Annotated in this window: 20 protein-coding genes; 11 read left to right on the top strand and 9 right to left on the bottom strand. The window is 62.1% G+C overall.

Annotated elements, in window-relative coordinates; genetic code table 11:
• Window positions 1-7: 7 nt before the first annotated feature.
• Both glp and ACFQJB_RS10830 read left to right on the top strand, forming a co-directional pair.
• Window positions 8-1,267 carry a gephyrin-like molybdotransferase Glp gene (gene glp, locus ACFQJB_RS10835; RefSeq protein ID WP_379727161.1) on the top strand — a complete coding sequence of 420 codons (1,260 nt, stop codon included), beginning with the start codon at window positions 8-10 and terminating at the stop codon, window positions 1,265-1,267.
• On the top strand, window positions 1,264-3,216 hold the full coding sequence (locus ACFQJB_RS10830) for a molybdopterin biosynthesis protein (protein WP_379727158.1): 1,953 nt from the start codon (window positions 1,264-1,266) through the stop codon (window positions 3,214-3,216). Before glp ends, ACFQJB_RS10830 begins: the two co-directional genes overlap by 4 nt.
• Window positions 3,217-3,234: 18 nt before the next feature.
• On the opposite strand, the gene ACFQJB_RS10825 is transcribed toward ACFQJB_RS10830, so the two are convergent.
• The 3 genes from ACFQJB_RS10825 to ACFQJB_RS10815 all read right to left on the bottom strand — a co-directional run bounded on the left by ACFQJB_RS10825 (window position 3,235) and on the right by ACFQJB_RS10815 (window position 4,749).
• Complete coding sequence (locus ACFQJB_RS10825; protein WP_379727155.1) at window positions 3,235-3,414, bottom strand: hypothetical protein; 180 nt, start codon at window positions 3,412-3,414, stop codon at window positions 3,235-3,237.
• 41 nt (window positions 3,415-3,455) lie between these two features.
• Window positions 3,456-3,833, bottom strand: coding sequence for a hypothetical protein (locus tag ACFQJB_RS10820; RefSeq protein ID WP_379727152.1), 378 nt, complete (start codon window positions 3,831-3,833; stop codon window positions 3,456-3,458).
• 67 nt (window positions 3,834-3,900) lie between these two features.
• Complete coding sequence (locus ACFQJB_RS10815) at window positions 3,901-4,749, bottom strand: ubiquinol-cytochrome c reductase iron-sulfur subunit (protein WP_379727149.1); 849 nt, start codon at window positions 4,747-4,749, stop codon at window positions 3,901-3,903.
• A 161-nt stretch (window positions 4,750-4,910) separates the two neighbouring features.
• Here ACFQJB_RS10815 and ppc point away from each other — a divergent pair, with 161 nt between their 5' ends.
• Window positions 4,911-7,604, top strand: coding sequence for a phosphoenolpyruvate carboxylase (gene ppc / locus ACFQJB_RS10810; RefSeq protein WP_379727146.1), 2,694 nt, complete (start codon window positions 4,911-4,913; stop codon window positions 7,602-7,604).
• Between the two features lie 246 nt (window positions 7,605-7,850).
• Here ppc and ACFQJB_RS10805 read toward each other — a convergent pair whose 3' ends face one another.
• Entirely contained in the window at window positions 7,851-8,870 is a 1,020-nt protein-coding gene (locus ACFQJB_RS10805; protein WP_379727143.1) for a hypothetical protein, read from the bottom strand.
• 236 nt (window positions 8,871-9,106) lie between these two features.
• Between ACFQJB_RS10805 and ACFQJB_RS10800 the strand changes: the two genes are divergently transcribed.
• Both ACFQJB_RS10800 and ACFQJB_RS10795 read left to right on the top strand, forming a co-directional pair.
• Entirely contained in the window at window positions 9,107-9,367 is a 261-nt protein-coding gene (locus tag ACFQJB_RS10800; protein ID WP_379727140.1) for an AbrB/MazE/SpoVT family DNA-binding domain-containing protein, read from the top strand.
• A gap of 213 nt (window positions 9,368-9,580) precedes the next feature.
• The gene (locus ACFQJB_RS10795; protein WP_379728032.1) at window positions 9,581-9,811 is read left to right on the top strand and encodes a type II toxin-antitoxin system VapC family toxin; all 231 of its coding nucleotides are present in this window, start codon (window positions 9,581-9,583) and stop codon (window positions 9,809-9,811) included.
• On the opposite strand, the gene ACFQJB_RS10790 is transcribed toward ACFQJB_RS10795, so the two are convergent.
• The 5 genes from ACFQJB_RS10790 to ACFQJB_RS10770 all read right to left on the bottom strand — a co-directional run bounded on the left by ACFQJB_RS10790 (window position 9,804) and on the right by ACFQJB_RS10770 (window position 13,464).
• A complete protein-coding gene (locus ACFQJB_RS10790) occupies window positions 9,804-10,139 on the bottom strand; it encodes a DUF7126 family protein (protein ID WP_379727137.1) in 336 nt (111 codons plus the stop codon). The genes ACFQJB_RS10795 and ACFQJB_RS10790 overlap by 8 nt on opposite strands.
• Window positions 10,136-11,053: a glutamine-hydrolyzing GMP synthase gene (guaA, locus tag ACFQJB_RS10785; protein WP_379727134.1), complete on the bottom strand. Its 918-nt coding sequence runs from the start codon at window positions 11,051-11,053 to the stop codon at window positions 10,136-10,138. The genes ACFQJB_RS10790 and guaA overlap by 4 nt, the downstream gene beginning before the upstream one ends.
• The gene (locus ACFQJB_RS10780; RefSeq protein WP_379727131.1) at window positions 11,054-12,742 is read right to left on the bottom strand and encodes a CTP synthase; all 1,689 of its coding nucleotides are present in this window, start codon (window positions 12,740-12,742) and stop codon (window positions 11,054-11,056) included.
• Between the two features lie 82 nt (window positions 12,743-12,824).
• Window positions 12,825-13,169, bottom strand: coding sequence for a DUF5615 family PIN-like protein (locus ACFQJB_RS10775; protein WP_379727128.1), 345 nt, complete (start codon window positions 13,167-13,169; stop codon window positions 12,825-12,827).
• A complete protein-coding gene (locus tag ACFQJB_RS10770) occupies window positions 13,162-13,464 on the bottom strand; it encodes a DUF433 domain-containing protein (protein WP_379727125.1) in 303 nt (100 codons plus the stop codon). Before ACFQJB_RS10770 ends, ACFQJB_RS10775 begins: the two co-directional genes overlap by 8 nt.
• A gap of 99 nt (window positions 13,465-13,563) precedes the next feature.
• On the opposite strand from ACFQJB_RS10770, the gene ACFQJB_RS10765 reads away from it, so the two are divergent.
• From ACFQJB_RS10765 to ACFQJB_RS10740, 6 genes are all read left to right on the top strand, one after another.
• Complete coding sequence (locus ACFQJB_RS10765; protein WP_379727123.1) at window positions 13,564-15,219, top strand: potassium channel family protein; 1,656 nt, start codon at window positions 13,564-13,566, stop codon at window positions 15,217-15,219.
• Between the two features lie 68 nt (window positions 15,220-15,287).
• A complete protein-coding gene (locus ACFQJB_RS10760; protein WP_379727120.1) occupies window positions 15,288-16,280 on the top strand; it encodes a beta-ribofuranosylaminobenzene 5'-phosphate synthase family protein in 993 nt (330 codons plus the stop codon).
• Between the two features lie 14 nt (window positions 16,281-16,294).
• Window positions 16,295-17,365, top strand: coding sequence for a hypothetical protein (locus ACFQJB_RS10755; RefSeq protein WP_379727117.1), 1,071 nt, complete (start codon window positions 16,295-16,297; stop codon window positions 17,363-17,365).
• A 75-nt stretch (window positions 17,366-17,440) separates the two neighbouring features.
• Window positions 17,441-17,803 (top strand): hypothetical protein, encoded by a 363-nt coding sequence (locus tag ACFQJB_RS10750; protein WP_379727114.1) that lies wholly within the window; start codon window positions 17,441-17,443, stop codon window positions 17,801-17,803.
• 24 nt (window positions 17,804-17,827) lie between these two features.
• Window positions 17,828-18,157: a transcription factor S gene (locus ACFQJB_RS10745; protein WP_379727111.1), complete on the top strand. Its 330-nt coding sequence runs from the start codon at window positions 17,828-17,830 to the stop codon at window positions 18,155-18,157.
• Between the two features lie 140 nt (window positions 18,158-18,297).
• Entirely contained in the window at window positions 18,298-19,410 is a 1,113-nt protein-coding gene (locus ACFQJB_RS10740; RefSeq protein WP_379727108.1) for an AAA family ATPase, read from the top strand.
• Window positions 19,411-19,454 lie beyond the last annotated feature (44 nt).

The raw sequence follows: 19,454 nt of genomic DNA, 5'->3' as shown, positions 1-19,454 counted from the left end.
CGAGGCTATGCCACCCGAGGATCGACGCCGTGCCGGGTTCAAGGATCGAACCCGCCTTGCGGCCGCCCGCGAGCAGTTGCTGTCGGCGATCACACCCCACGACCGCACCGAACGCCTGCGGCTGTCGCTGGCCGACGGCCGTGTGGTGGCGACAGAACTCACAGCCCCCGCTCCGGTGCCAAACTATGAGCGCGCCGCGATGGACGGCTACGCCGTTCGCGCACGCGACACCGTCGGCGCGTCGAGCCGCAGCCCAGTCGTTTTGGACGCACTCGACCGCGAGGCCGACTGTCGACCCGACGGAGCCGTTCCCGTCCACACCGGCAGTGAAATCCCACGCGGAGCCGACGCCGTCGTGAAAATCGAGGAAGCCGACCCCGTCGGCGACGAGATCGAGGTCTTTGCGGCTCTCGCTGCGGGCACCAACGTCGGCCCGATCGGCGAAGATGTCACCGAGGGTCAGTTGCTCTACGAGCCGGGCCACCGGCTCCGACCCTCGGATCTCGGCTTGCTGAAATCGGTCGGCTGCTACGAGGTCGAGGTCTACCAGACCCCCACCGTCGGCGTCGTCCCGACCGGTGAGGAACTCGTCGAGGCTGATCCCGAGCCGGGCGAGCTCATCGAGACAAATGGGCTGACCGTCTCGCAGTTGGTCGATCGGTGGGGCGGCGTCGCAACCTACCGCAACACCGTCACCGACGACGAATCCGCGCTCCGGGCGGCGATCCAGCGCGATCTTACGAAGGACGTGATCGTCACGACGGGTGGCTCCTCGGTCGGCGAGCGCGATCTCCTGCCGGAGGTCGTCGACGAACTCGGCGAGGTGTTTGTTCATGGTGTGGCGATCAAACCCGGCTCCCCCGTCGCCCTCGGTGTTGTTCAGGAGACACCGGTGCTCATGCTGCCCGGCAATCCGGTCGCCTGTATCATCACCGCCCAGCAGTTCCTCCGCCCCGCGCTCAAGCAGGCGGGTCACATGTCAGTTGAGCCGGTGCCAACGCAGTCGGCGACGCTGGATCGCAAACTCCCCAGCGAGCCCGGTACTCGAACGTTCGCTCGTGTCAAAACGAGCGCGGGCGACGGCGACAGCGAGACCGACACTGGCGACGAGGAGAACAGGCTCACCGCAACGCCAGTCCGCACCGGCGGCGCGGGTATCCTCTCCAGCGTCGCGCTGGCTGACGGGTGGGTCGTCATCCCCGAGGAGCGGGAGGGCTACAGCGCGGGCGAGACGGTCGCGGTCGAACGCTGGGAGGCGATGCCATGACCAAGGAGTTCCGCACACTGGCCGACCCCGACACCGTCCGCGAAACCATCGCCGATCTCGATCTCGGTGGCGGGGTCGAACAGGTCGACCTCCGCGACGCCCGCGGTCGGGTGCTGGCCGAGCGCGTTGACGCCGCCATCGACGTGCCGGGGTTCGATCGGGCGGCGATGGACGGCTACGCCGTTCAGGCGAGCGACACCGTCGGCGCGGGCGAGGTCGATCCAGCCGTTCTCGATCTCGCCGGCACGGTTCACGCCGGTGAGACGCCGGAGGTGACAGTCGCCCCCGGCACGTGCGTCGAGATTTCGACCGGCGCGGTCATGCCGCCCGGTGCCGACGCGGTCGTCGTTGTCGAGCGAACCGACGAGATCAATGATGATGGCGACGCCGACAACGACGACACTGCCATCGAGATCCGCACGGCGGTCGCCCCAAGCGAGAATGTCATGCTCGCAGGAGCGGATATTGCTGCCGGCACGCGCGCACTCGGCCCCGGCACCCGCCTGACGCCGCGGGAGATCGGCCTGCTGTCGGCACTCGGCGTTGACGAGGTGCCGGTTCGGACGCGCCCACGCGTCGGCATCATCTCGACGGGCGACGAACTCGTCCCGCCGGGCGACCCGCTCGACAGCGAGCGCGGGGAGATCTACGATGTCAACACGACCACGATCGCCGCCGGTGTCGACGCTGCGGGCGGCGAGCCCGTCGTCTATCCCCACGCTGGCGACGACTTCGAGGCGATGGAGACCCTGCTCCGACAGGCGGCCGACGAATGTGATCTCGTGCTCTCCTCAGGGTCGACCTCCGCCAGCGCGGTCGACGTGATCTACCGTGTCATCGAGGAACGCGGCGAACTCCTGCTCCACGGCGTCGCGGTCAAACCCGGGAAACCGCTGTTGGTCGGTCGGATCGACCAGCACGACGACGCGACCGAGCCGTCAGCAACCGGCGAGACGGCCCAATCAGCCTACATCGGGTTGCCGGGCTACCCCGTCTCCGCGCTGACGATCTTCCGGGTTTTTGTCGCGCCGGCGATCCGGGCCGCTGCGGGCCAACCCGAACCGACAACCGCGACCGTTGACGGCGAACTGATCGCCCAGCAGCGACATGACGAAGGCCGGCTTCGTCTGCTCTCGGTCGCGCTGATCGAGGACGCCGACGGCGAGCCGTTGGTGTATCCCGTGGATAAGGGCTCGGGCGCGACGACGAGTCTCGTCGATGCCGACGGCGTCGTTGCGATCGATCCTGATACCGACTATCTCGCAGCCGGCGAGTCGGTGACGGTACAGCTGTTCGATCCTGACGTGCGCCCGCCAAGCCTGCTCGCGGTCGGTGAGGCTGATCCGGCGCTTACCGAACTGCTGGATCAGCTTGACCGCCCCCGATTTCTCCCGGTGGGGAGCCGTGAGGGGCTACGCCGGCTTCGGGATGGGATCCCCGATCTCGCGGTCGTTGCCGGCCCGACCGACCGCGAGGTCGACGCGGTCGACGTTGGCGAGTTGTCACGGGAGTGGGGGCTCCTCGTCCCCAAAGGGAACCCTGACGGCGTCGATGGGCTTGCCGATCTCATTGACGACGATATCGATTTCGTCAACCGCAACCGCGACTCCGGGCTGCGAGCCAGCTTCGACGCCGAACTCGACGCGCTGGCAGCGTCTCGCGGCGTCGACCGCCGCGATCTGACGGCGGCGATCAACGGCTACGAAGCGACTGTGAGCGGGGTCGAAAGTCCCGCCCGCCGCGTCGCCGACGACCGAGCGGCCGTCGGGCTCGGCCTGCGAGCGACCGCCGACCGCCACGATCTCGGGTTCGTGTCGCTCGGAACCCAATCCGTCCGGCTGCTCGGTAATCCAGATCGAGATGAGAAACCCGCAGTCGACGCGGTTCAAGACGCACTCGACACGCTGCCGGCGGCCTGCTCGTCGCTTGCAGGCTATCAGTTTGAGTGATGGTGACGCTTGTCTCGATTAGAGAAACCAGACGATTGCACCACCGATGACGACCGCTGCCGGAATCGCCTGTGCGATCCCGGTCGCCGTGAACCCGCCACCGTTTGCGATGCCGAGCACAGCAACCCAACGAGCGCGAGCAACGCGACTACTTTCCCGCCGATCGACCCCTTGGGCAACTGGTTGTTGTCCATGCACGACGTTCCGATCAGCGCGACACAAAACCGTTGCCAAACTGCTCACTCTTCGTGGGTCGTGTCGTCGTCGACACCGTTCGTTTGTTCAGTGGGAGTGTCAGCATCGGTTACTGCCTCGTCGATGTCGTCGGCCGCTCCTTCGATCGGGAGTTCATCGAGTTGCCCGGCGATCGCTGCCGCGTCGGCGGCGACAGCCTCGTAGTCGGCACCGGCTTCGGCGGCGACCGCCCGGATATGGGTTGCCAACAGCGAGAGCGTGTGGATGCTCGGGTTGTAGTCGCTGGCTGGATCTCTGGCGATAACGGTGTCGACGGTCTGATCGTCGCGGATGACGCCGAGATGCAGGCCGGTGATGTCGTCGTTGTCCAGCAGCCTTCGCGCACGGTCGCGGTCGGACGTAAACTCAGAACGGTCGCTCATAGGCACTCTCGACGGAGAACGCTGAAAAAGACGCGGGTCGGGCGACCGTGGCTGTGACGCTGGGTCGTTATCCGTCCGGTCGCGGGCGGCCGACGTAGATCGCACTGACGATCGAGAACGGGTCGTACACCGACTGGTGGCACTGACAGTAGACCTTATCCTCGGCGTCGTAGCCCGCTGAACCACTGAGCGTTTTATACCCCGGCACACAGCAGAAGTGCGTACACTTGTTCAGGTACGCCATGACACCCTGATCGGTGCTGGCTTGCAGCCACGGATCGTCTTGGGCGGCTTCTTCGATCGCCTCCGAGCGGATGATCGCCACTGGCACAAGATTCTCGGAGTCGGCTGATCGCCACTTTGCCTGTGCTGGCTTGCCGAGGCCGGCCTGGCCGATCCCGTTGCCCCACTCGGTGTAATCATCGAAGTCGCTAACGTTGAACCGATCGCCCTCCGATTTCGCCTCCTGTTGCCACGCGTAATCGGGGGCTTCCGTGGCGACAAAGTAGTTGTCCGACTCGTAACTGGGGACGAGTGCGTTGTTCGATTCGAGCCCGCAGTACTGGAACCACTCCTGGGAGTAGGTGACACCCGAGCCCTTGAAGTCCTCCTGTTTGGCAACCTCGAACTCGACGCCCTGTTGCTTTTCCGTTGTTACTTCCGGCCAGACACCCTTGATGAAGCCATCGTCATCGATCTCGATGGGGATCTGTGGCATCCCACGTGGGGCCGGGCCAGCAACGTTCTCGACAACGCGGGCTTCGACCGTCCCGCCACCCGCACCTGAGGCGGTTGTCAGGGTGTTGACCGAGACCGCACCGGTTGCGCCAACGCCGGCCAACGCGCCACCGCCAACGACGCCTTTAACGAACCGCCGTCGCCCGGACTCCGGGGGATACTTGTCGTCTTCGCTCATGGCCGAAAGTTGGTCGCGGGCGTGAAAAGCATGACGAATATCGTGACCCTGAACTGACCGAAATCAGCCCGTTTGTCGGCTCTCGCGTAGTATATCTGTCGAAAACGCCTGGATAGCCGATGTGGTGAGACTTTTAGGAGTGGGTTGTTCTACCATACGGTATGTCTTTGCACAACCGAGGTGTGCGGCAAGATGTCCGTGAACTCGGTGCCCTACTTGGTGACGTACTGAAAGAACAGACTTCGACCGGTGCCTTCGAAACCGTCGAATCCCTCCGCCAGGCCGCGATCGCCTACCGCGACGGCGAGATCAGCTCCCGCGATGAGCTCCGTACCACGATTGAAGGATTATCCCCCGACGAAGAGGGTGACGTCGCACGTGCCTTCACCACCTACTTCGAGTTGATCAACCTCGCCGAGGAGCGCGAACGCGTCCGCGCGGTTCGAGAAGGCTCACAGGAAGGCACCCTTGATGACAGCCTCGATAAGACGATCTCCACGCTTGCCGACGACGGGGCCGACAGCGAGACCGTCGAAGGCATCCTCAACGATGTGCTCATCGAGCCGACGTTTACCGCCCACCCGACAGAGGCCCGCCGCAGCACGGTCAAAGCCAAGCTTCGCTCGATCGCCGACCACCTCAAAACGCTTGACGAACACAATCTCACCGACCACGAGGCCGACGATGTCTGGCAGGATATCACCGCTGAGGTGACCAGTCTCTGGCAGACTCGACAGGTGCGGCAGCGACAGCCCGAGCCACAGGATGAGGCTCGCAACGTGCAGTGGTATCTCGAAAACACGCTGTTCGATGTCGTCGGCGAGGTCTACAGCGAGTTTGAGGATGTCATCGCCGACGAGTACCCCGATATCGACGTGCCAAAACTCTTCGAGTTCCGCTCGTGGGCTGGCAGCGACCGCGACGGCAACCCCTTCGTCACCGTCGACGTGACCGACGAAACGCTGGAAACCCAGCGGGATATCGTCCTTGATCGCTACAAGACCCAACTCAAGCGGCTTTCGGCCGTGTTGAGCCAGGACGGCAACCGGTATGCGACAACCGGCGCGTTCCAAGCCTCCCTTGAGGCTGACATGGAACGGTTCCCCTCCGTCTCCGAGGTCGCCAAGGAACGCTACCCCGAGGAGCCCTACCGCCAGAAGTTCGGCCTCATGCGGGAGCGACTCGCCCGCGTCGGCGACGTTCGCCCCGGCGGCTACGAGGATGAAGAAGAGCTTCTGGCCGATCTCGAAACCGTCGACGCCAGCCTGCGGAGCTACGGCGGCGTCGACATCGCCGATGCGTTCATCGAGCCGCTGATCCGCCAGGTCGACACCTTCGGCTTTTCGCTGGCCAGCCTCGATCTTCGGGATCACCGCATCCAACACACGAAAGCGGTCGATGAAGCCCTCGCCAACGAGGGGATCGACTACCGCGATCTCGACGAGGAAGCCCGCGCTGAACTCCTGACGGAGGCGATTCTTCAAGACGAGCCGCTGATCGACATGGAGTCGCCGGGCGACCTCACCGAGGAATCCCAGAAGGTACTCGACCGGTTTGTCGCTCTCGGCGACTGGCAGACGGAGTACGGCACCGAGGCCATCGACACCTACTGCATCTCGATGGCCGAGGAGCCGAGCCACGTCCTCGAAGTCCTCTTCCTCGCCGATCAGGTGGATGTCGTCTCCCTGCCCGATCACGTCGGCCTCGACATCGTCCCGCTGCTCGAAACCGAGTACGCGCTCAACGGGGCCGACCGGATCATGGGCACGCTGTTCGAAAACGAGGCCTACGGCCAGGCCCTCAAGGCCCGCAACGACACCCAAGAGATCCTGCTGGGGTACTCCGACTCCAACAAGGAAAACGGGTTCATGGCGGCCAACTGGGATCTCTACAAGAACCAGCGACGCCTCGCGGAGATCACCGCCGACTACGATATCACGATGCGGCTGTTCCACGGTCGCGGCGGCTCGATCTCTCGTGGCGGCGGCCCGATGAACCGCGCGCTGCTCGCACTGCCCAACGAGACTGTCACCGGCCAGGTCAAATTCACCGAGCAGGGCGAAGCGATCGCCGAAAAGTACGGCACTCCGCGGATCGCCGAGCGCAATCTTGAACAGATGCTCGACGCCCAGATTCGCGCGCGCAACAACGCCCTGCAGGAACCCGTCGAGCAGGTGCCCGACGAGTGGACGGCGGCGATGAACACGATGGCCGCGGCCGCACGCGAGGAGTACCGCGACCTGCTGGAAACCGATGGTTTCGTCTCCTACTTCGAGCAGGCGACGCCGATCACCGTTATCGAGAACCTCAACCTTGGCTCTCGGCCGGCCTCCCGTTCCGAGGAGCGTTCCGTCGAGGATCTCCGGGCGATCCCGTGGGTGTTCTCCTGGACGCAATCGCGGTGTATCCTGCCGGGCTGGTTCTCGCTGGCCGCCGGCATCGACGCCTATCTCGACGATGGCGGCGACCTCGATACCCTCGTCGAGATGTATGAGGAGTGGCCGTTCTTCCGGACGACCTTCGATCGGGCGACGATCGCGCTTGCGCGAACCGATCTCGAAATCGCCGACGAGTACGCCGCTCTCGCCGACAGCGAACTGCGCGAGGAGTTCCAGCCCCGACTTGAAGCCGAATACGAGCAGGCCGTCGACTACATGCTGGAGATCACCGGGCGCAACTCGCTGCTCCGCCGCGACTGGCTCGAAGAGAGTCTCGAACGCCGCAACCCCTACGTCGACCCGCTGAACCTGCTGCAGACACACCTGTTGAGCCAGACTCACCTCACCGATGCCGAGGAGCGAACCCTGCGGCTGACGGTCAATGGGATCGCTGCCGGGATGAAAAACACCGGATAACGCGTCGATTCGGCGGTTAGCGCGCTGTTCGCTACGTCTTGTCGGTTTGTCGTTCTCGCCGCTTTCTATGGGTTAGCAGTCGAGTCTGTCTCAGAATCGTATCCGTGGCGATATCGTGGAGGGAGAGTCGTCAGCGGGAGATGGTACCCACACGCCGCGGAGTGCCGTAGGTGGCGTGTGGGCGTGCCCGGAAAACCGCAGTGGAGTGACACCGCATACTGGGTGTGGTGATGGTGCTGTTACCGATTACGCTGTCCCACCTCCGTTGCCGGCGTTTCCGTTACCGTTGTTGCCGGGTGCGTTCCCGGCGTTGCTCGGGCCGTTCCCGTTACCGTTGCTGCGTGGACTGTCGACCGCGTCACTGTCGCCGTCGGCATCGTCATTGTCGGCTTCACCCGCGTTGCCCGGCCGATCCGGCGCGTTGCTGGCACCCGCATCATCCGGCGCGTTGCCGGCGTTGCTGGGTGCGTTCTCAGCACCCCGATCGGCTTGCCCGGGTGCGTTGCCAGCGTTGCCGGCCTGTGGGGGCGCGTTGCCTGAGTTGTTGCCCGGTTGGTCAGGGGCATTCCCTGCGCCGTTGCCCGGCTCCTCAGGCGCGTTGCCGTTGCCGGCTGCCGAGGAGACGATCGGGCCGAGTTTGTCGTACTCGCCGTTCTGGAACGCGGTGATGAGCTCGTGAATCGTCGAGACCTGGTCAGGCACCGGCTCCGGCAGCTCCGTCGGCGGGCCCGCCGCGTCGTCTTGGGCCACAAGTGAGCCGTCTTCGACCGCATAGACCGTCGTCTGGGTGACGTTGTCGACTGTTACCGCGAGCTCGAACGCCGAGCGGTTGCCGAGATCGACGCCGAGGGTGCCGTTTGCGTCGGTCGCACCCACGGTAGTCTCGTTGATCGCGACGGTCGCGTTTGCGACAGCCGAGTCGTTTTCGGTCACCGTGACGGTGACCGTGCCGTTGTCAAGCGTTGCGTTGGATGCGAACGCGACATCGGTCTCGTTGTCGGCATCATCGACATCGTCGGTTTCGTTGTCGACATCGTCAGTCTCGTTGGTATCGTCGCTCTCGTCAGTGTCCTCGAACCCGTCATCATCTGACGCGTCGTCATCGGACGTGTCGTCGCTGTCCTCCGTTTCGTTTGTTTGCGTCTCGTTGGTGTCCGTTTCGTTGGTCGGCTCGTCGGCAGTCTGAGCTGCGACCGCGCCCGAGGCGATCGGGACGGCCAGCAGGCTGACGGCCATCACCACAGCCATGATCGTGGTTCGGTTCATTGCGATCAAGCCTACCGGCGGTACCTACTTCAACCCGGATAGCAGTCGCGTCGAATTATCGCGTTTTAGCCACAGTTGCGCCCGTTTTCGCCGGATTGCAACTCAGCACAACCGTCAACAGAATTTTATAGGAGTTACCGAACCGATTTGGGCAACTCTGTAGCATCAATCGTCGGTTCTGTTTCTCACCAAGAACTATGGTGATCAAACTCTGTTGATTAAATACAGGTGATTCAATGAGTCAAACTGACGACGACACCGATACCGGCGAGCAGTACGGCACAGCGGAGTTGAACGACCGCGGCCGGCTGACGATTCCGAAACCGCTCCGGGAGGACTTACAGCTCGACGGCGGCGTTGAGTTTACCGTGATTCGGGAGGGTGGCGATATCCGTCTCGTCCGGGAGTTACCGGAGTTGGAAACGGTTACCCGCGGCGATGAGTGGGGCGAAGAAGCGTTCCGCGACGCTGGGGAGGCGACGTTCGGTGGCCGATAGAGTCCTCCCCGATCTGAACGCGCTGACGATCCAGTTGATCGACGACCATCCGGGCCACCCGTACGTCGCCGACGAGTTGGTGCCCGCACTCCGCGGCAGCGAGACGCTGTTGGTCTTTGGGTACCTCCCGCTTCGCGTCCAATGGTTGTTGGAGGATCTCGGCTTCGAGACAGTCGAGGCTAGAAACGCGGTTAACTCCTCCTCGCATATCCCATCGAGTTCGTCGATAGCGACGAGGAGACCGTCCGCAACGCCTACGAGATCAGCGCGACAAAAAATCACGATGTCTACGACTGTTTCTACCTCGCGCTCGCACGACAGGCCGAGGCGGATCGTATTGTCACGACTGATCGGGATTTCGAGGTGTTATGCGACGGCGAACCGTTCGAGTACCTAAACCCGGTGCCGGCATCCGTCCTTGAGGAATTTCACAGCGTCAGCTAGATTCGGCGGCCAACTCTTCGGCGACAACGCTCACGTCCAACAACGCGGGATCGACAGCCAAGTCTGTCTGCCGTGTTGCGACCTCCGGCAGCGACTGCTCGCTGTAGACGACCACGCGCACATCCGGGTTCAGTTCCTTGGCCACAGGAATCCCGCTGGCCTCTCCCACATCGGTCAGCACCAACATCGCGGCGTCGTCGATGCCGGCGGCCTCCAGCGTTGACGACGAGACGACATCCTCGATTCGGGTGATGCTGAACCCCTCGCTGGCGAGGGCGTCGCCCAGCCCGTCTGGATCGGGGCCGGCGACGATTGCGGTTTCGCTCATTCGTACTCGATGGTCGCCGGCGGTTTGTGGGTCACGTCGTAGACGACGCGGGCGACGTTGTCGTTCTCGCCGGTGATGCGGCTCTGGATGCGCTGGAGCGTCTGCCAGTCGATCTCTTGGGCGCGGGCGGTCATCCCATCGCGGCTCTCGACCGACCGGACGGCGACGACCCAGCCGTGGACGCGGTTGTCGCCCTTGACGCCCGTCGCTTTGCCGATGACGGCGGCGAAGGCCTGCCACGGCTCGTACTCCTCAAGTTCCTCTTCGACGACGTGGCAGGATTCGCGGGCGACCTCGACCTTCTCGGGCGTCACTTCGCCGATGATCCGTACGGCGAGACCGGGGCCGGGGAACGGCATCCGTTCGGAGATAATCGCTTCGAGGTCGAGTTCGCGGGCGACCTCGCGGACTTCGTCCTTGTAGAGGTCTCGTACTGGTTCGACGATCCCCTCGAAGTCGACTACGTCGGGCAGCCCACCGACGTTGTGGTGGGATTTGATGTTGCCTTCCGACTCGATGCGGTCGGGATAGATCGTTCCCTGCACCAACTGTTTGGCGTTGGTCTCTTTGGCCTCGCGTTCGAACTCGCGGATGAACTGCTCGCCGATGACCTTGCGTTTCTCTTCGGGGTCGGTCACGCCTTCCAGCGCATCGAGAAACCGCTCGCGGGCGTCGACGATCTGGAGGCTATCCATGAAGGAGAACGTCTCGCGGATCTGCTCGGTTTCGCCCTTCCGCATCAGGCCGGTGTCGACGTAAACGGGCGTCAACTGTTCGCCGACCGCCCGATAGGCCAGCGTCGCGGCCACGGAGGAGTCGACGCCGCCCGACAGCGCGATGATCGCGTTGTCGTCGCCGATCTGCTCGCTGATCGATTCGACTGCCTCGTCGATAAAGTCGGGTGCGTTTACCATTTAGATGGTCGCCTCGGTTTCGGTGTCATCGTCGGTTGGTTCGCTCGTCGTTTCGGCTGTCTCTTCGTCGCTGTGTTCCGTGACCGCTTCAAGGAAGCTCACGAACGGCGGGCTGGCGCGGTCGGGTCGCGACCGGAACTCGGGGTGGAACTGCGTCCCGAGGAAGAACGGGTGGTCGTCGAGTTCGAGGATCTCCATCCGGCGGCCAGAGACACCGGAGAACACCATGTTCCCGGACTCCAGTTCGTCGATATACTCGGGGTTGACCTCATACCGGTGGCGGTGGCGTTCGGTACAGGCATCGGTCTCGTAGATCTCGGCGGCCAGCGTGTCGGGTTCGATCTGGGTTTCGTGGGCACCGAGCCGCATCGTCCCGCCCATGTCGTCGATCTCCTTCTGTTCGGGCAGGATGTCGATGACGGGGTGGGGCGTCTCCTCGTCAATCTCGGCGGAGTGAGCACCCTCCAAGTCAAGGACGTTGCGCGCCTGTTCGATGACCGCCATCTGGAAGCCCAGACAGAGGCCGAGGAACGGCACGTCGTTTTCGCGGGCGTAGCGGACGGCGTCGATCTTGCCCTCCGCGCCACGGGAGCCGAAGCCGCCGGGAACGATGATCCCATCGGCTGACTCCATGCGCTCGGCGTGTTTCTCTTCCATTTCATCGGCGTTGACCCACAAGACCTCGACATCGGTTCGCTGTTCGATCCCGGCGTGTTTCAGGGCCTCGTGGATCGACATGTAGGCGTCTTCCAGCCCGTACTTGCCGACCAGCGCGATCTTGACGCTGCCATCGCGTTCACGGGTGACGAGATCCCGCCAGCGTTGGGAGCGGTCGGCCTTCGGGACGGCGTTGTCGGCGATGCCGAGCCGTTCCATCACGTACTCGTCGAGGCCCTCGTCTTCGACCATCAACGGCACCTTGTAGATGTCGTCGACATCGGGATTCGAGAAGACGGCATCGGTCGACACATCGCAGAAGCGGGCGATCTTCGTTTTTGTCTTCTCGTTGAGCCGCTCCTCGTTGCGGCCGACCAGGATATCGGGCTGCAGGCCGATCGAGCGCAGTTCCTTGACGCTGTGTTGGGTCGGCTTGGTCTTCTGCTCGCCGTTCATCGAGTTGGGGACGAGCGTGACGTGCATGAACAGCAGGTCATCGTCGCGTTCCTCGCTGGCGAACTGGCGGAGGGATTCGAGGAATGGCATCGACTCGATGTCGCCGACGGTGCCGCCGATCTCGACGATACAAACATCTGTGCCTTCGGCGGCCTCACGAATGCGGCGTTTGATGTCATCCGTCACGTGGGGGATGATCTGGACGGTTTTGCCGAGGTAGTCGCCGGCGCGCTCGGCCTCAATGACGCTCTGGTAGGTCTTGCCCGTCGTCACGTTGTGATCGGAGGTCATGTCGATCCCGAGGAAGCGTTCGTAGTTACCGAGATCGAGGTCGACCTCGCCGCCGTCTTTGAGGACGTACACCTCGCCGTGCTCGTAGGGGTTCATCGTCCCGGCGTCGACGTTGAGATAGGGGTCGACCTTCACCGCGGTCACGTCGAAGCCGGCGTTGGCCAGCAGGCGGCCCGTGCTCGCGGCGGTGATCCCCTTCCCGAGCCCGGACATGACACCTCCGGTAACGAAAATAAACTTCTCCCCCAGCGTGGGGTCGTATTCGGTGGTCGGTTCGGGTGGCATACCGACTGTGCGGCAGGTTTCATGAAAACGGTTTCGATGGGGCTGACTGACTGTCGGATCGTTGCATTCTCAGTGAGGGCCGCTAACACCACGGATCGAGTTGTTCCCACCCCACGAACCGATCTCGGCTTCCGTATGCGTCGATCATCGCACGCAATCCGGCGGCGATCTTATGTGCGGCCATCGTATCATCGTACAGTAACACGACGCCTGCGTGGGCATCCGGGGAGAACGCGCCAAAATCGCTCACGTCGCTGGTAACAATAATCCGATCTGTCTTACGAAGGAAGGGGAGGATATCATCCTCGTCGTCGGCTCCTTCGCCGAGCGCGTCCAGCACGTGTTTGATATCGACAGCTTCCGTCTGCAGATAGCTCGTCGTTTTCGGGTCGATATTTTCGTCGAGCAGGAATCGCCACTCAGTCATCAGCGGTCGAGTCCGGATCGACACCGGCCGGTCGGTCGATCTCATCGCGGACTCCATCGACCGCCGCCTCGCGGTCGGCATCGACAGCCTGCATTTCCTGTGGGTGGTCGTGATAGTAGGCCAGTGCGTGATACACGTCGGCGACGTCAAGATCGAACCGATCGGCGACCGTCTCGGGGGTTGTGTCTCGTTCCTCAACGAGGGTCGCCACCTGCCTGACGCTCACCCGCCGACCGCGGATATGCGGCTCGCTCAGCAGCTCGTGTGCGACGCGGAGGAGGCCGCTATCCGACATACCCTCTATTTCGATCCGCGTTGGCAAAAGCATACTGCCGAGCCCTGCCGATTCGCTCCCAGACAGGAGCGTTTTGTATACCCGTCTGTATGTTGCGGTATGCGAAGCCTCCGGAAGCGTGTCGGCTACTTCCTCGTGTTCATTATCGGCTTCGTCGTGGTGACCGCCGCTGTCTACGATTTTGGGATGCACAACCTCGAGCCCGGCCCCTACCCGCCGCCGGGGACGGAAATCTCGCTGGTACACTCAATGCAGGTCGTCGTCGAGACGATCACCGCGACCGGCTACGGCTCTGACGCGCCCTGGAAGAGCACGCCGATGAATCTGCTTGTGATCCTGTTGGATCTCACCGGCGTCGGGCTGTTCTTTCTCGCGTTGCCGGCGATCCTGCTGCCGTGGTTCCGCGAGCAGTTTTCGGTCTCGGTGCCGACCGCCGTTGACGACGACCACAGCGATCATGTCGTCATCTGCACCTATACACCGCGAGCCCGGGAGTTGATCGACGAACTTGACTCGAAGGACGTTGACTACGTACTCGTCGAACCGGATCACGAGCGGGCGGCCGACCTCTATGGGGAGGACTACACCGTCATCCACGCCGATCCACAGTCAGCGGCCGACCTTCGGGACGCCAATCTCGGCGCGGCCCGCGCCCTCGTCGCCGATGTCTCGGATCGGGTCGACGCCAGCATCGTCCTTGCGGCCCGCGAAGTCACCGAGGAGGTGACCGTCGTCAGCGTCGTCGAAGATCCATCGCTTACCGCCTACCACGACCTTGCCGGGGCCGACCATGTTGTCACGCCCCGACAACTGCTCGGGGAGGGGTTGGCCCGGAAGGTGACAACCGCCATCGAAACCGATCTCGGGGACTCGATCCAGTTGGGCGAGGACTTTGAGATCGCCGAGATCTCCGTCCGGGCTGACAGCGAACTGGCCGGGCAGACGTTGGCCGACAGCGACATTCGTGATCGGTACAACGTCAACGTCGTCGGCGCGTGGCACAAGGGCGACTTCGAGACGCCGCCGCCGTTGGACACCCCGTTGGAACGCGGAATGACGTTGTTGGTGACCGGTGATCGAGCCGCCCTCGAACGACTCCGCACCGCAACCGGCTCGCGGATTCGACAGTTCGGTCGCGGGCGAGTTGTCGTCGTCGGCTACGGACAGGTCGGCCAAACGGTCTCGGAGCTGCTGTCGGCGGCCAATATCACACACACCGTCGTCGATATTGAATCGAAAGAAGGGGTTGATGTCGTCGGCGACGCAACGGTCACTGAGACGCTTACCGCCGCCGATGTCGAAACCGCCGAGTCAGTTGTGCTGGCGATCCCCGATGAGACCGCCACCGAGTTTGCGACACTGATCGTCCGCGAACTCGACCCGGAGACGGAGCTCATCGCCCGCGCCGAAACCGGGGCTGCGGTGCCGAAAACATACCGCGCGGGCGCGGACTATGTTCTCTCGTTGGCGACGGTCAGCGGGCGGTCGATCGCGTCGTTGGTGCTTGCCGACGAGGAGATTCTCGGCATCGAGACCAACGTCGAGATCGTGAAAACGACCGCGCCGGGGCTGGCCGGTGAGACGCTGGCCAGCGCGGCGATCCGAGAGGAAACCGGCTGTACGGTCGTCGCCGTCGAACGCGACGGTCGCACGCTGACGGAACTGGCGGCGACATTTCAGCTGGAACGGCGCGATCGGCTCGTCGTCGCCGGCAGCGACGCGGATGTCAACACATTCCTCGACCGGTTCTGTTGAGCGAGCGGCTCTACCCCGATCGCTGCCGCTGTCGAAACCCGAATACCACCGCATGCCCAACCACGAGTATGACGCAGGTCGCCGTCGGCGGGCGGCTGCATTTCGGCTTTAGCAATCTCTCGCTGTCCCACAGCCGACTGTATGGCGCGCTTGGCGTGGCGCTCGATGCGCCACAGGTGTCGCTGTCGGCAACCCCGGCTGCGTCGATCGACGCGCCGCCGGCGATCGAATCGGTTGCCGCCACGGTCTGTGCGCAACTCGGTGTCGATGGTGTCTCACTGCAGGTCGACCAGCAGCTCCCGACACACGTCGGGCTCGGCAGCGGCACCCAAACGATGCTGACGGTGGCAACGGCGGTCGCTGACGCCTACGACAAGGGAATCGCCGTCCGAGAGATCGCCCCTGCCCTCGGCCGCGGTGGGCGGTCGGGGATCGGTGTTGGCACCTTTGAGGCTGGCGGGTTCGTGCTTGATGGCGGCCACCCGACCGCGCGGTTCACGACCGATCGCCCACAGGACGGCGACTGGATGGTGCCGCCGATCGCCGCCCGCCACCGGATCCCTGACCACTGGCGATTTCTGTTGGTGATCCCCGACAGCGAGCCAGGCCGCAGCGGCGACGTGGAGGACGACAGCATTCGCGCGGCGATCGAGCGCGCCGAGCCGGCGATCGCCGATCGCATCTCGGGGCTGCTCACCCGGCGGGTGTTGCCGGCGATCGCCGCCGGCGACGCCGACCGCTTTGGCGCGGCTGTCGCCGAGATCGGCCGGCTCAACGGCGCGTGGTACACCGACGAACAGGGCGGTGTTTACCGGCCGCCGGTCGGCGAACTCGTCGACTCGCTGTCGGGGTCGCCGGCGATCTACGGGGCAGGGCAATCCTCGTGGGGGCCGACCGTTTACGGCGTCACCGACGCCACCCACGCCGACGGGGCTCGCGACGCTGGTCGGGCGGCACTCGATGCGGCTGAGATCGACGGCACGGTCGATCTTGTGGCTGGTCGCAACCACGGCGCGCGGGTCGGCGGCGACCCGCTCGACGTAACGGCTAAACGGGCGTAGCCGTATCGCCACCTATGGTCGATATGCCGTTCGGCGTCTCCCGGCTGGATTCGATGCTCGACGGGGGCGTCCCCACGGGCAGCGTCGTGTTGTTGGCGACCGAACCCGGAGCCGGCGGCCGGAAGTTCGCCCAGACCAGCGCGGCGATGAACGCGCTGGCGACGACCGACAACGAGGCCTTCGAGCGTCACTATCGGGGGATCGACCACGAAGGGGTGATCGTCCCCGCGAGTGTTCACTACCTCTCGGTGGCGGCAACGACCGATTCGCTGGAAGCTGCACTGACCGAGACAGTCTCCACCGAGATCGCCGCGCGCGCGGCTGCGGGGATCACCTACCACGATCTCTCGGCGACGTATTTCGATGCGACTGACGTGCCGGCGGCGTGGTACCAGGACAGCGACGACCCGCCGTCGCTGCCGCCGGAGCCGGCTGCTGACGGTGACACCGTCTCTGATGGCGACTCCGACGACGCTGTCGAGAACGACGAAGCAGCTGATCCCTTCGACTACGGTGAGACCACTGCAACGATCCCCAGCGACGACGCCGGTGACAGCACTACCGCTGGCGACGGCACCAACGCCGCCGCCACCGACGCCGGCGACACCGTGGCCAGTGACGCATCGTCGACAACGGGTGCCGGTCGCGACGCTTCGGGGGCGACTGACACCCCGGCGATTCTGTCGGCGTTGCGGGCGTCGCTGGACGACGCCGTCGGCGGGAACCTCGTCGTGATCGACGCGATCACCGATCTCGACGACCTCTCGGACGATGTGGTATCGTGGGCGGCTGTCGTCCGCCTGCTTCGCGGGCTGACCCGGATGGTTACCGCCCGCGGTGGGCTGGTGCTCGTCGTCGCCGACGCGGAGGCGGTGACCGACGCCCAACTGGGCAGCCTTTCGGCGGCGACAACTGGGACGCTGTCGTTTGGGTGGGAGACCGGCGGTTCACAGCGCGCTCGCCTGCTGTCGATCCGTGAACTCCCCGGCGCGCTCGATCGGCTGGATCGAGACGAGATCGCCGCCTTCGAAAGCGAGCTTCACGACCGCGGCTACGATCTGAGCAACGTCCGGAAGATCCGCTGACCCCCGCGTTTTGGGAGTAGTCAACGCGATAGTATGTCCGAAATCTTAACTACTAGGTGTGTGTTGCGGTACCATATGACGGATCACAAGCCAGCCGACGAGCCGGCGGCTGCCAGCCCAAATGGGGGTGACGGCGACGCGGCGTCGACGACCGACAGCGAGGTACCGTGGCGGGATGTTACCGACGGCGCGGCGAGTGAGACGATACCGTCGCCGTCGGGCGACACCACACCGACACAGGTGATCGCCGGAACGACAGCCTTCATCGACCCGACCGCCTACTGCCAGCAGTGTCCACAGTTCGATGAGTCGGCGGGTGAGTGCACCAACGCCGACACCGATATTCTCGAAACGCTCCACGACGGGCGGTTCCACGTCGCTGACTGCCCGGTCGTCACCGCCGACGGGCCGGCCTTCGACCGCGGACAACGAGATTAAACCGCCCCGGCCAGTACCGCGGGTATGCAGTTCTGCGACGAGTGTGGGACAATGATGGTCTCTCAAGACGGTGAGATGGTCTGTACCAACGATGACTGTGGGGCGACCGCCGACCGCGACGACGACCGCGCCGACGCCTTCGTCTCAACGACTGAGCAGAGTGACGACGAACTCATCGAAACCGAGGAAAACGATCAGTTCGAGGGGAAACCGACCGCTGACGACGTGACCTGCGAGGAGTGCGGCCACGGCGAAGCGTGGTACACGATCAAACAGACCGGCGCGGCCGACGAACCGCCGACTAGATTTTTCAAATGCAAGGAGTGCGGCTATCGGTGGCGAGATTATAATTAACAACGAAATAGGACAAAATAATAAACGAGCCAACTCAGATCTAAAACGAATTTGTGAGAATTGACATATTAATACTGGACGTTGAGCGTTTAAATTGATGTAGGAGTAGGTTTTTCTACTTGGTTTACATGAATGCCTCTATGAATCTTGAATCGATACGTATCATGGGTTTTCGCTCGATCAGCGATACTGATTGGGTTGAGATAGATGAAGATATTACCACGCTAATTGGCAAAAACGAGAGTGGAAAGACAGCCATTCTTGAATCACTAACAGAACTCAAACATAATAATCCTATCAGTGAATCCGATATACATGATTCTGTTGATTCAGATCCATTCACACCCGTAATTCGGGCAATTTATACTACAAATAATGGGTCTAACCGCATAGAAATTACTAAATTCAAATGCGGTGCCAGACATTTGGGATCAAACAGTGACCATTCTATTATTGAGCCATTTAGTTTAGAATTATTATCCGATATTCTGAATCATCTATTCGAAAAAAGAACTACGCAAATAGACGATGATAAAGTAAATCGGTTCAAAAAAGAGCATAACATACCTGGTTCAAACAATATTGAAGGCCAATCGAATGAAAAAATTGAACAAACAGGCCAAAAAATAATAAATGATCTTCTCGATGAAGAACTCAACGAGAATGCAGATAAGAAACTAATTGCAAATAATATTAGGAATTTATTGAAAACAGAATTCGAAAATAAAAGAGATATTGAATATCCAATCTCGGAATTAATCGAAAATAAACTCCCTTCTGTAGTTTATATTGACAGCACCGATCAACTCCCTGACGAAATCAATAAGTCGAATGTAGGATCGGATAAGCATAAAACTTTCAATAATTTAATAAGAATCTCCGGGTTTGACCCAAATAGCATTGATTCGATGGAAGCCAGAGAGCAGGCCGAAATGATTGACAAGATTTCAACAACTATAGAAGGTAATTTAAACAAACTTTGGGATCAAAAAACAGTCGAAGTAAATGTTAGAGAGGCCAACTCTAACTATATTCCATTGGTTCGAGACAGTGAAATTGGGGGAGAAAATGTATCACGAGAACCCAGAATTCCATCCGAACGAAGTAAAGGGTTCCAATGGTTTCTTTCATTTTACATTAATAGCAAAGCAGAAGCCAGTGATTCAGACAAGAAGCTATTCTTATTAGATGATCCTGCTGTTTACCTACATCCGGAAGGAAAAAAGACTGGCTGGACGCAATCGAAAACTTAGCAGAAGACAATCAAATAATCTACACTTCTCATTCGCCATATTTA

It is taken from the genome of Halonotius sp. GCM10025705 (assembly GCF_042662885.1).
In the GTDB taxonomy this organism is placed as follows: Archaea; Halobacteriota; Halobacteria; order Halobacteriales; family Haloferacaceae; genus Halonotius; species Halonotius aquaticus.
Note: the sequence above shows the minus strand (reverse complement) of the source record. Positions and strands in the feature narration are given on the sequence as shown.